Here is a 12,520-nt window from a genome sequence, read left to right on the forward strand (position 1 = left end):
AACGTAAGGTGGCAATAAAAATGTTAAATTTACAGCAGATTCGATTTTGTTTGGATGAAATGGGAAAATTATTCCCACATGCTCATTGTGAACTAAATCATTCTAATCCCTTTGAATTGGTTATAGCAGTTTCCCTTTCTGCACAATGTACAGATGCACTTGTAAATAAAGTGACGGAAAATCTTTTTAAAAAATATAAAACCCCAGAAGACTTTTTATCTGTTTCTCTTGAGGAATTACAAAATGATATACGATCAATTGGTTTATTTCGTAATAAAGCAAAAAATATTCAAAAGCTATGTCAATTGCTTATTACTGAATATAATGGAGAACTTCCTAGAGATAGGGACGAATTAACGAAACTTCCCGGAGTTGGTAGAAAAACAGCAAATGTCGTTGTTTCAGTCGCTTTTGGAATTCCAGCAATTGCAGTCGATACGCATGTGGAAAGAGTAAGTAAACGTTTGGGAATTTGTAAGTGGAAAGATTCTGTGCTAGATGTGGAAAAAACATTGATGAGAAAAATTCCAGAAGAAGAGTGGTCCATTACACATCATCGAATGATATTTTTCGGAAGGTATCATTGTAAGGCACAAAACCCTAAATGTACTAGTTGTCCTTTACTAAATCTATGTCGAGAAGGTAAAAAGAGAATAAAAAATAGAGGCTGACCATTGGTCAGCCTCTATTTTTTGTATTGCTAAATTTTTATTGTCTATATTAATGATTTGAGCCATCATCGGAATGACCCGGCGTAGTTTGTTCACCACTATCTCCATTATCATTTCCTCCACCGTCGTCATTCCCGTTGTCATTCCCGCTTCCATTATCGTTACCATTGCCATTCCCGTTGTCATTACCATTACCATTCCCGTTGTCATTGCCATTCCCGTTGCCGTTGTCATTACCACTACCATTCCCGTTGTCATTGCCATTATCGTTACCATTGTCTTTGCCATTGCCGTTATTATTTCCATTATCATTGCCGTTCTTATCTTTATCCTTATCTTTTCCTTTGTCCTTATCTTCTTTATCTTTAGACTCGCCTAATTTGATCGTTATGCTCGCAGGTTTACTTCTTTGATTGCCTAGTACAGCTGTTACTTCAATTCGGTATGTGCCGCCTAAGTTTGGATTTGAAATGGATAATGTTGTGTCTTTCGTACTTCCTAACGATTGTTTTGCCTCATCATTAAATGATGCTGATATTTCAAAGGAAACACCTTCTTTTAATTTTGGGTGATACCAATTAATGACAATTTCATTTGAAGCTTGGTTGTATGTTCCTTTAAGTCCAGTTGGTGCTTCTAATTGATCATATTTTTGTGAAACCTGTGACGGTTCTTCATGTCCTCGTACAAATAATTCATACGCAATATTGCCACTAGGTGTATATGGACTTGGTTTTTGAGCAGGATTTGTTCCCGCCTCTACTGGTAATTTAACAACACTTTGCGGCATTTCAAAGTCAGGTGTATCTTTACCTTGAGATACATGTGACATTAAATTTTTAAATATTAGCTGTGATATTTTTTGTTCACTAGATGTTAAATAGTACTTAAATTTGTTATTCTCATCATATTTGCTATCGTATCCCGTCCAAACTGCTGCGGTGTAATTTGTTGTATAACCGACAAACCAGGCATCTTGGCTTGCTCCCTTAGGTATACTGTATTTTTGTACCTCATCAGCAGGGAAGTTAGTTGTTCCTGTTTTACCCGCTGCATGTAAGCCTGGTACATTCGCTGCCCTACCTGTACCAATTGTTAACACGTCTTTAAGCATATCGGTAATCATATAGGCAGTATAGTCTTTCATTGCGATCTTTGGTTCAGGACTTGTTTTAATTACTGTATCACCGTCATGAAGAACAATTTTTCTAACAGTATGCGGTTTTGTATATATCCCATTATTACCAAATGCCGCATAAGCTCCTGCCATTTGAACTGGTGAGACACCAACACCGCCACCTATTGAATAGGCTTCATGCATTTCCTTGAATTTTATTCCAAGATTTTTGGCGAATGCTTTTGCATTGTCTAGACCCGCCTCTTGTAAAGCTTTTAAGGCAGGAATGTTTCTGGAATTATATAACGCTTTTCGAATAGAAATTTGTCCTTGATATCCGAAATCCCAGTTGTTAATAGGTGTTCCATCAAAATATTTATACGGTTCATCTTTAATTTGATGATAAGTAGACCATTGTTTATGTTCAATTACCGGACCATAATCAAGTATTGGTTTAATTGTTGATCCAGGTGAGCGCTCAATATCTGTTGCATAGTTCATGCCGCGTGCTACTTTCGGATTTCTTGCACCGCCGATCGCACGAATTTCGCCCGTTTTTGTATCTAATAATGTAATTCCGGCTCGGAATTTATCATCAGGATACTGAACAATATCATTTGAATTTAAGACTTTTTCCGTATACTCTTGTGCATCTGGATCAATAGTTGTATAAATTTTTAAACCATCAGAGAAAATATTATAGCCCATTGCTTCTACTTCATCGATTACTACATCAACAAATGCATCATATTTATTTTGAGCTGGTTTTTTTCTATCCTTTTTCTTTACAAGACCTTTAGTAACGGATATTTTTTTTGCCTCTTCCATTTCTTGCTTTGTAATTTTTTTATGTTGATACATTAAGCCTAGTACAACATTTTTGCGTTTTTCTGCAAGATCAGGGTGATTAAAGGGATTATAATTATTTGGACTTTGCTGTATTCCAGCTATAAGTGCCATTTGTGGCAAAGTTAATTTATCAAGACTTTTATTATAATAATATTTGGCCGCTGTTGAAATTCCATGAACTCCATCTGACATATAAATTTTATTAACATACATTTCAAAGATTTCTTCTTTTGTATACTGTCTTTCTAATTGTAAAGATAACCATGCTTCTTGCGCTTTACGCTCCAACGTCTTTTTCTCAGTTAGAAAGGACATCTTCACTACTTGTTGGGTGATTGTACTTGCACCCTCAGATCCAAATCCACGTTTAAAGTTTGCTAACACGGCACCACCCAATCGTATCGGATCAATCCCATGATGTTTGAAGAAGCGAATATCTTCAGTAGCTAAGATAGCATCTTTCATCCGATCAGGTATTTTATCATAGGCGATATAATCGCGATTAACTGAACCGACAGTTTCGATTAATTTATTGTTCATTCCATATATTTCTGATGCGATTGGATCTTTTAGCATTTTTTTATCTAACTTAGGTGCTTTACTTGCATAATAGGCGAACGTTCCAGCACCAGCTAAGAAACCAATGATTCCGATAATAACAATTGTCAAAATGATTTTCTTGAAAATTGACTTTTTTTTCTTTTTTTTATTTTGTTTATTTTTTCCGGTTTCTTGCTGTTTCCTACGCTCTTCACGCGTTTGATATTTTTCTGTCATAATAATATTTCCTCTCTTTCCTAAACCAAAGCGAGTGATTTAGAAGTATAACACAACGGTTGAAATTCTTTAACCATTTTTAATGATTTTTTTAATAACTTGTAAATAATCAATTCTGGGATAAAGCCCTATAGGTATAAGATGTCCATATTGTATAATTTCTTCTTTTTTTATCGATTTTCTTCCTCCTGAAGCCATCCTACTCCAAAAGTTAAATAAAAATTGACTCTCTAATAAAAAAATCTCTTCCGATTTAGCAAATCGAAGAATAACAAAGGAAATACCATTTTGTTGAACAACTTTTTTCATATGATCAATTTGATGTTCATGGAAATTTTGTAATGGAAAGGATGTGGTATTATTCGTTTCCTTTGCTTCAAAATCAATATATTTTCCTTGAAACACACCGTTATAATCAGTTGTTGATGGTTGTTTAAAATAAGCCTCTTTAATGACAGCAGTACTTCTAGACTTATAATCAACATGAACAATTTGTACAGGGGTGGGCTTCTTATGAATGACAGCCAAATCATTTTGTAAATAATATTGGTTTGTTATATTTAAGTCTTCTTCTAACGTCATTCCTCTATTACTGTATGAAATACTATTCGATGTTTTTCGTGGATTTTTGTCCTTTTTGTCGAGAATGTACTTTTTCCCATTAGGGTATCTTAATTCCACCCATCCTCACCTCACAAGCTAAATTATATCATAGCAGAAATATATGTTAATTGGGTGAATAAAAAGTCCGATTTCTCGTAATGAACCTTCATGAGTAAGAAAGTAAGCTTGTTTATAGTGGTAAATCAAACTTTTTCAACGACATAATCTCGATTCCTTTAAAATGATAGCGAATGGCTAATTTACCCAAAGTATATTTTTCTTTTAAAAAATATTCTGCAATTATATGACGAAGAATCATCGTCATTAGTTTCAATTATATATACCCAATTCGGTTATACCTAATAGTGGTTAATCAAAAAAAAAAGCAAGGACTAAAATCCTTGCTTTTTTTAAGTAGACGGTCGATTTGGACCTGATAATTTAGGATTACTATTTCCGGCCTTTGTTTTAGCTTTTTCCTCTTTTTCCTTTTGTTTTTTTAGCTCGTTATTCATGTTTGAAACACCTCCTGTATTTATTTTGTACTTGGCTTTATTTCTCATACATTAAAATAACTGTCGAAAAAGGATTGAGTACATGTATTTTTATCACTTTCTTTGCCGAAACCGTACTAGTTTTGTCATGCTTGAAGGTGAATATAAATAAAGCAAGAATAATGTATTTAAGAAACAAAAGGAGGGTAAGTATATGTTATTAAAAGAAGATATTTTATGTAAATTGGGTGAGATAGAGCAATTAGTTGAAAACCTAGAAGATGATCTCGTTTTGCGCTTTAGTAACGAAAGAAAAGAAATTACATCGAAAATACATCAATTACATTTTAAATTGGAGAAAAAAATTAATCTGCTTGAGAAAAAAGCAAATAGTAAAATTGATTCTTCACCTAAAACATTAAATAAATTTACGTATAAATTATCATCCTTAGGTTAATGCATGTTTTTTGACCATATATGGAACAAACCTTATAATTAAAATATTATTTTAATAATTCAGTAGCTTATTAAAGCTGCTTTTTATTTAGGAGGTATATTTTATATGGTTGAAGATCGGCTAATTGAATTAACCAAACACTTAATTACATTAAATGAAGCTGCTTTTCATTCATACAACTCAGTTAGGGAAACAGGGGTACAAGGAGATTTTTTTTCAGAAGTAAAACCATTTGCTGATGAAGTTAAACAAATGTGTGACGAATGGTTACCTCTTGCAACCGAATGGATAAAGCTCGTTCAACCGAAACATCTTCATTCCATACAATTAAAAAATACGAGCGAAAATTTACAAATGGTATCAGTAAAAGCATTTTATCCGGATGCCAGTTTAAAAAAGTTTAAAGAACATGTTCGATCCGTTGATTATGTGTTAAATCGATTACTAGATGAATTGATGAAGGATTAATGATGCGTCCGTTAATATAAAATAAATAGACATATCACCATTTGAAGTCCCCTTCATATTGTAATAATGTGATGACTGTGTAAACGGGAGGAACTGCAAAATGAAGGGAAACCATTCAAATAGTGTAAATCCAATGTTGATACGAAATTTCCAACCTCAAACTCATCAATATTCTGTTCCATTTCAACCATATGTTCAAGGATATCAACCAGCGAATAATTATTATTTTCATCCATATGGAAATCCTCAGCCAGCTCAACTACAGCAACAAGGGCCATTTGGGTCTAACGCTTATTTTCATCAGCAAGGAAATGGATATTCCAACGATGGACAACAAACACATATCTTTCAAAATCCACTACAGTCCGCAGAAGAATATCAAAACCTTAAATCACAAAATATGCAAAATCACTTTCTAAATCCGTATCCACCACAAGCAGGAACGAATGTAAAGCCTCAACAAGGAGGCGTAAATTCGCTAATGAATTCATTTAAATCACAGGATGGGTCACTAGATTTTAATAAAATGGTAAATACTGCCGGCCAGATGATGAATGCCGTCAACCAGGTTTCAACGATGGTTAAAGGGCTAGGAGGTCTCTTTAAGTAATGGGCTCCGAGGCCTTTTATTTTTTTGTTATTTACATAGAAAAAAGGAATCGTTATTAGACTCCTTTCGTATTTCTTGTTTATTCAATTCTTAAACGTTTTCCTTTTTCTTTAGGAATGGTGATCGTTAGTAGTCCATCTTCATAATTTGCATTAATTTTTTCCTCAATTATAGGACCTGGTAGAGGAATTGTTCTCGAAGATCGTTGGACCGTGTTTTTTTTATAGATTGATTTTTGTGAATCATCCTCTTTTGAAATTTTTTCTTTATGTTCAACCGTAATTGTTATATATTTTTCTAAAATATCTATATCTATCTGATCTTTTTTTATGCCGGATAGTTTAGCTGTTATTAGGTAATTTTCACCAGAGTCACTTAATTCTACGGGAAAACCGCCTAATGGAAAAGGTGATGTGAAAAAGTCATCGATACTTTGAAGAACTCCCTTTACTGGCCGTTCCTGAAAAAGCTCATTGATTGATCGAAAAAAATCTTGAAATGGTTCTTGGAATAAGTTTTTCTTTGGTTCTTCCGGTAATTTATTAGACATTCTCTCTATCTACTCCTCTCAAAAACACGCTTTTTAAAATCATTATATGTATTTGTAAAGGAATGAGTGTTTGAAAATTAAGGATATAAATGTCTATGAAAACGAACGTTTATTCGCTAAAATAGAGATGTTGAGGTGAAAATTGATGAAAAGGAAAAAAGACATTCAAGGCATCATACAATTTTTAAAAGAAGATACAAGTTTTAATAAACAAATTGTACATTGGCACACGCTGGAAGCGACACCTGCTAAAACAGTACCGTTTCCTTCAAATATACATCCTAAAATAAAGTGCTCACTTGAAAAAAGGGGAATAACTAGCCTTTACACTCATCAGCGCAGAGCATTTGATTATGCAATAGAAGGAAAAAGCTTTGTGGCTGTAACTCCGACGGCGTCTGGCAAAACTTTATGTTATAATTTGCCCGTTCTCCAAACGATTGTAAATAATCCTTCTTCAAGATCACTTTATTTGTTTCCTACAAAAGCATTGGCCCAAGATCAAAAAAGTGAATTAAATGAATTGATTGAAGAAGCCGGGATACCAATAAATAGTTACACGTATGATGGGGATACACCCGCAAATATTCGACAAAAGGTAAGAAAGGCTGGTCATATTGTCATTACAAACCCAGATATGCTGCATTCTGCTATCTTGCCACATCATACGAAATGGGTGGCCTTTTTTGAGAACCTAAAATATATTATTATCGATGAATTACATATTTATCGTGGTGTGTTTGGAAGTCACGTGGCAAATGTTATTCGCAGGTTGAAACGGATTTGTGAATATTATGGAAGCAATCCAATATTTATTTGTACATCTGCTACTATTGCAAATCCGAAAGAATTAGCGGAAAAGTTAACTGGTGAATTCGTGGAGCTCATTAACAATAATGGTGCTCCAAGTGGAAAAAAGCATTTTGTCTTTTATAATCCACCTATTGTCAATAAGACATTAAATGTCCGCAGGAGTGCAACATTGGAAGTGCGAGATATAGCTAAAGAAATGCTGGAACAAAAAATTCAAACAATCGTATTTGCAAGAAGTAGAGTAAGAGTGGAAATAATTTTAACTTACTTACAGGAAGTGATTAAGCACCAATTTGGGGAGAAATCAATCCAAGGATACCGCGGCGGATATTTGCCTACCCAGAGAAGAATGATTGAAAAAGGGCTAAGAAACGGTGATATTATCGGTGTTGTGAGCACTAATGCGTTAGAGCTAGGGGTCGATATTGGCCAATTACAAGTATGTATTATGACTGGTTACCCCGGTACAATTGCTAGCGCATGGCAGCAAGCTGGTAGAGCGGGGCGGCGCCATGGAGAGTCACTGGTTATTATGGTAGCAAGTTCTGCTCCTTTAGATCAGTATATCATTGAACATCCTGAATATTTTTTTAACCAATCTCCCGAAACAGCAAGGATAAATCCCGATAACTTAGTCATTTTAGTAGATCATATTAAATGTGCCGCATATGAATTGCCTTTTAAAAAAGGTGAATTATTTGGGGAATTGGAAGTTGAAGATGTATTGGAGTTTTTAGTAGATGAAAGAGTGCTGCATTATCGAAGCGAAAAATGGTATTGGATGCAAGATTCATTTCCTGCACATAATATTAGTTTGCGCTCTGCATCGCAAGAAAATGTTGTAATCATCGATATTTCCGATATAGCAAATGTAAAAGTAATCGGTGAAATGGATCAATTCAGTGCAATGACTCTCTTACATGATGAGGCGATTTATTTGCATCAAGGAAATCAATACCAAGTTGAGAAATTAGATTGGGAAGAGAAGAAAGCTTTTATTCGAGAGGTGGAAGCTGATTACTATACGGATGCTAATTTGGCCGTTCAGCTGAAAGTTTTAGAAGAGGATAAACAAAAAACAGTAACAAATGCATATGTTTATTATGGGGATGTTACCGTACAAGCAATGGCAACTATCTTTAAAAAAATTAAATTTAATACTCACGAAAATATCGGTTCAGGTCCTATCCATCTTCCCGAACAGGAATTGCATACAAATGCTGCATGGCTATCGTTTGAAAGTCCATTACCTGAAAAACAATTAGAGGAAGGACTGATGGGACTTTCCACAGCATTAAATTCAATTGTACCTTTATTTGTAATGTGTGATCCTCACGACATCCATGTCGTTCCCCAAATAAAAGCGGTACATAGCGAAATGCCAACGATTTTTTTATATGATCGTTATCCTGGTGGAATAGGATTAAGCGAGAAAGTATATGAAAATATATCCACTATATTGCGCAAAACGATGGAAATGGTTAAAAATTGCCCGTGTAAAAATGGCTGTCCATCATGTATTGGATTAGAAGGCGTCTCTTCAAATACGAAAAAGACCGTGTTAAATTTAATAGAATTTTTACTAGAGGACACAGGCTGCCTCAAAAGGATGAACGTAAATGTCAATGAAAAATAAACTTAAACGTTTTAAAACTCATCTTGGTTTAGAAAGTAACCAAAATACGGAAAATAACCAAGTGGTAATGGAAAGCCAAAAAAAAGAGGATATTCCGTTCAAAGAAATGTGGGATAAAATGGATACTTCTATTTACTATTTCGAGAATGAGTATTGTTTTATTCGAGAAGTCCACTATCCTTTAGACCACTTACATGGAAAATATCGATTTCGTGATTTTTTGACAGCAATGAAAATGTGGAATGAATCTCAAGTACAACATCCACTTTCAGCTTACGGTTTTGAACCGAGCGATTTATTTTTTTTTGATACGGAAACAACCGGTTTGGGAGGGGGCACTGGTAATACTATATTTTTATTAGGTTATGCGAGTGTCAATGATGATGAGATTGTTGTAAGGCAGCACATTTTGCCTGAGCCAGGACTTGAAATACCTCTCTATCAAAGCTTTTTAGAGACTATCGATTATTCAACACTTGTAACCTATAACGGTAAGGCGTTTGATTGGCCACAAGTAAAAACTAGGCATACACTTTTACGTGAACATATTCCGAAACTCCCATCATTTGGACATTTTGATTTATATCATGCATCTAGACGTTTTTGGAAGGACCAGCTACCTTCTGTTAAACTATCAAATATTGAACGGGAAATTTTAGCATTTGAGCGGATTAACGATGTTCCGGGTTATTTAGCTCCTATGATTTATTTTGATTTTGTAGAACGAAAAAACCCCGAGGGAATATTTGAAATACTAAAGCATAATGAATATGATATTCTTTCATTGATCACGCTATATACTCATTTATCTTTTCAAATACTCCAAAAGGATCCTAATCAGACGACTCGTGAAAAGTACCAATTAGGAAAGTGGTTTAACTATATCGGCGAAAAAGACGCAGCAGTCGAAACCTTTGAAAAAGCTGCATTAAGTAATGATATTAATGCAAAGTTTGAATTGGCCTACTTTTTGAAAAAACAAAAACAATTTAACAAAGCAAATACGTATTGGATGGATGTTGTACAATTCGGCAATACAAAAATTAAAAAACAAGCGTGTATAGAAATCGCAAAATTGCAGGAGCATCAATTCAAAAACTATAAACTTGCGAAGGAATATACAGAAAAGGCGTTGTCATTACATGATCAAAGCAAACAACATTTTCACCCTGAAAAGGATAAATTCCTCCAAAATACGCTAAAAAGATTAGCACGACTTGAGAAGAAATAATCCCCCTATTTCCTGGGTAAGCGCAGAATTCGACGAAGGTTTCAAAAAGTTTTACAATATCCGCTAAAAACTAACAAAATGTCATAAAAAGTTTTGAAATCTGTTAAATTTTTATGATTGTGTCGAATGTTTGAAACAGGTAAAATATAAAATTGCAATGACTTAAATAAGTTATTGTGAGCATCTAAAAACAGTAAATTATTGGAGTTGGGGTTGAAGAAATGTATCGAGCTTTGTTTATTTTGTTTTTTGTAGTTATAGGACTAACAGCTTTGCTTTTTACTAGTTTAAAAGAAAGTTTTTACTCATTCTTTTAAATTCAAATTTATTAATGTCACTAAAAATAGGTATTTTCATTAGTACATGTTATAGCCTTTTAACATAGTTTGTTAGTGTATCAAGACAAATTACTGAAGGGAGTTATGACTATGTTTTGTGGAAAGATTTTACCTGCGGTGGTTCATCCAACTAAATGCTGTATAAATAACACTCAAGAGAATTTTATTCAACCACATATTTTTCCTTCTCATACAACGAATGTGAATCATCAAGTAATCGGTCATAAAAATTATTATCCTCATACTGAATCATTTGTAAATGAGGTTACTAATGTGAATCTTGGCCCTGCAGTTGGTCCACCGCCTGTTGGACCTGGAATGGGTGGTTTCGGCCCAGGACCTGGCATGGGCGGATTTGGCGGGGGACCTGGTGTTGGATATCCGGGAACAATGCCATATGGATACCCGCGTTAAAAGAAATACAAAACAAGGATGGAGACCCCATCCTTGTTTTTAAAAAAATCAGATGAAATAAGGTGCTCATAGTGATTAAGGTAATATCCATTTCAGGGTATAAACCATTTGAATTAGGCATTTTTTCAAGTAAACATCCTGCAATTGAAATAATTAAAAAGGCGATAAAAAAGGAACTGATTAGATTAATAGAAGAAGGTCTTGAATGGGTATTAATTTCAGGACAGTTAGGTGTAGAACTTTGGGCAGCTGAAGTTATTTTTGAATTACAAGATGTTTATCCGACGATTAAACTTGCCATTCTTACCCCATTTGAAAATCAAGAAGGCAATTGGAATGAAAGCAATAAAGAATTTTACGAAATGATTCTTTCTCAAGCTGATTTTGTCGATTCTATCTCAAAACAACCTTATACAAATCCTCAGCAATTTCGAAATCGTAATAGAATTTTTCTGCATAAAAGTCAGGCCATGCTCATAGTTTATGATGCACAAAATGAAGGGTCGCCAAAATATATGTATGAAGAGGCTAAAAAATATAAAGAACAAAATAATTTTGAAATCATTTCAATTGATTTTGATCAATTACAAATGTTGATTGAAGATGATGAGTGGGATACATATTAAATTGACAAACATAGTAATTTTTGAAAGAATAATAATAATGGGCATTTGCGATAATTTAAGGTGGTGTGTAAAATGTTATCTGATAAAGTGAAATTAACTGCTAAAGATATTTTAGAGAAAGAATTTAAAACAGCGGTTCGAGGCTATAAACAAGAAGAAGTTGATAAATTTTTAGATTTTATTATTAAAGATTATGAAACGTTTCATCAGGTGATTGAGGATTTACAACAGGAAAATATGCGTTTGAAGAAACAGGCGGATGATTCATTTCGCAGACAACCTTCGCAGCCAACGACAGGTACAACCAATTTTGATATCCTAAAAAGACTTTCAAATTTAGAAAAGCATGTTTTTGGCAGTAAGTTAAGTGAATAATAAAATCCGGAAATAATTTCTTATTGCAAAATAGGAAAAAGTTCAATATAATAGATAAGCGGTCAAGCCGTAAGTAAATAACGTTCGGGTAATCGCTGCAACAGTAAATGTTGTTGAGGAAAGTCCATGCTCGCACGGTGCTGAGATGCACGTAGTGATCGTGCCTAGCGAAGTCATAAGCTAGGGCAGTCCAGATAACTCTGGATTGACGGCAGGGAAAACACCTAAGTCCTAATTGGATATGGAGTGAATACCTTTAAAGTGCCACAGTGACGAAGCCTTGTGAGAAATCACAAGGGTGGAACGAGGTAAACCCCGCGAGCGAGTAACTCAAATTATGGTAGGGGCACCCTTTTTGAGGAAATGAACAAAAAAAGGGACAAGCAATTCTGCTTGTAGATAGATGATTACCACCTGCGTACGAGATCATTACCTGGTCGTTTGTAGTACAACGGTACAGAACATGGCTTACAGAACGTTATTAAGGTAAT

General features: G+C 34.4%; 13 protein-coding genes and 1 other RNA gene. 10 read left to right on the top strand and 4 right to left on the bottom strand.

Annotation, left to right across the window (positions count from 1 at the left end; all coding sequences use genetic code 11):
• Nucleotides 1-20: 20 nt before the first annotated feature.
• Nucleotides 21-671, top strand: coding sequence for an endonuclease III (nth, locus tag I5776_RS09290; protein ID WP_202780334.1), 651 nt, complete (start codon nucleotides 21-23; stop codon nucleotides 669-671).
• 49 nt (nucleotides 672-720) lie between these two features.
• Here nth and I5776_RS09295 read toward each other — a convergent pair whose 3' ends face one another.
• From I5776_RS09295 to I5776_RS21585, 3 genes are all read right to left on the bottom strand, one after another.
• A complete protein-coding gene (locus I5776_RS09295; RefSeq protein WP_202780335.1) occupies nucleotides 721-3,414 on the bottom strand; it encodes a transglycosylase domain-containing protein in 2,694 nt (897 codons plus the stop codon).
• Between the two features lie 69 nt (nucleotides 3,415-3,483).
• Nucleotides 3,484-4,095 (bottom strand): Holliday junction resolvase RecU, encoded by a 612-nt coding sequence (gene recU / locus I5776_RS09300; RefSeq protein WP_202780336.1) that lies wholly within the window; start codon nucleotides 4,093-4,095, stop codon nucleotides 3,484-3,486.
• Nucleotides 4,096-4,207: 112 nt separating this feature from the next.
• Nucleotides 4,208-4,336, bottom strand: a complete 129-nt coding sequence (locus I5776_RS21585; protein WP_281397298.1) for a hypothetical protein — start codon at nucleotides 4,334-4,336, stop codon at nucleotides 4,208-4,210.
• 389 nt (nucleotides 4,337-4,725) lie between these two features.
• Between I5776_RS21585 and I5776_RS09305 the strand changes: the two genes are divergently transcribed.
• From I5776_RS09305 to I5776_RS09315, 3 genes are all read left to right on the top strand, one after another.
• Complete coding sequence (locus tag I5776_RS09305; RefSeq protein ID WP_202780337.1) at nucleotides 4,726-4,968, top strand: hypothetical protein; 243 nt, start codon at nucleotides 4,726-4,728, stop codon at nucleotides 4,966-4,968.
• 105 nt (nucleotides 4,969-5,073) lie between these two features.
• Nucleotides 5,074-5,436 carry a YppE family protein gene (locus I5776_RS09310; protein WP_202780338.1) on the top strand — a complete coding sequence of 121 codons (363 nt, stop codon included), beginning with the start codon at nucleotides 5,074-5,076 and terminating at the stop codon, nucleotides 5,434-5,436.
• Between the two features lie 100 nt (nucleotides 5,437-5,536).
• Nucleotides 5,537-6,046, top strand: a complete 510-nt coding sequence (locus I5776_RS09315; protein WP_246483960.1) for a YppG family protein — start codon at nucleotides 5,537-5,539, stop codon at nucleotides 6,044-6,046.
• Between the two features lie 79 nt (nucleotides 6,047-6,125).
• Here the strand turns inward: I5776_RS09315 and I5776_RS09320 are convergent, their stop codons facing one another.
• Nucleotides 6,126-6,596 carry an Hsp20/alpha crystallin family protein gene (locus I5776_RS09320; protein WP_202780339.1) on the bottom strand — a complete coding sequence of 157 codons (471 nt, stop codon included), beginning with the start codon at nucleotides 6,594-6,596 and terminating at the stop codon, nucleotides 6,126-6,128.
• Nucleotides 6,597-6,741: 145 nt separating this feature from the next.
• On the opposite strand from I5776_RS09320, the gene I5776_RS09325 reads away from it, so the two are divergent.
• The 6 genes from I5776_RS09325 (at nucleotide 6,742) to rnpB (ending at nucleotide 12,505) form a co-directional block, all read left to right on the top strand.
• On the top strand, nucleotides 6,742-9,045 hold the full coding sequence (locus I5776_RS09325) for a DEAD/DEAH box helicase (RefSeq protein ID WP_202780340.1): 2,304 nt from the start codon (nucleotides 6,742-6,744) through the stop codon (nucleotides 9,043-9,045).
• Nucleotides 9,029-10,276 carry a ribonuclease H-like domain-containing protein gene (locus tag I5776_RS09330; RefSeq protein ID WP_202780341.1) on the top strand — a complete coding sequence of 416 codons (1,248 nt, stop codon included), beginning with the start codon at nucleotides 9,029-9,031 and terminating at the stop codon, nucleotides 10,274-10,276. The genes I5776_RS09325 and I5776_RS09330 overlap by 17 nt, the downstream gene beginning before the upstream one ends.
• Nucleotides 10,277-10,704: 428 nt before the next feature.
• Entirely contained in the window at nucleotides 10,705-11,028 is a 324-nt protein-coding gene (locus tag I5776_RS09335; RefSeq protein WP_202780342.1) for a CotD family spore coat protein, read from the top strand.
• Between the two features lie 74 nt (nucleotides 11,029-11,102).
• Nucleotides 11,103-11,654 carry an SLOG family protein gene (locus I5776_RS09340; RefSeq protein WP_202780752.1) on the top strand — a complete coding sequence of 184 codons (552 nt, stop codon included), beginning with the start codon at nucleotides 11,103-11,105 and terminating at the stop codon, nucleotides 11,652-11,654.
• A 72-nt stretch (nucleotides 11,655-11,726) separates the two neighbouring features.
• A complete protein-coding gene (gene gpsB / locus I5776_RS09345; RefSeq protein WP_066228522.1) occupies nucleotides 11,727-12,029 on the top strand; it encodes a cell division regulator GpsB in 303 nt (100 codons plus the stop codon).
• Between the two features lie 80 nt (nucleotides 12,030-12,109).
• Nucleotides 12,110-12,505, top strand: an RNA gene (gene rnpB / locus I5776_RS09350) — RNase P RNA component class B.
• The last annotated feature ends 15 nt before the right edge of the window (nucleotides 12,506-12,520 follow it).

The organism is Heyndrickxia vini, assembly GCF_016772275.1.
In the GTDB taxonomy this organism is placed as follows: Bacteria; Bacillota; Bacilli; order Bacillales; family Bacillaceae_C; genus Heyndrickxia; species Heyndrickxia vini.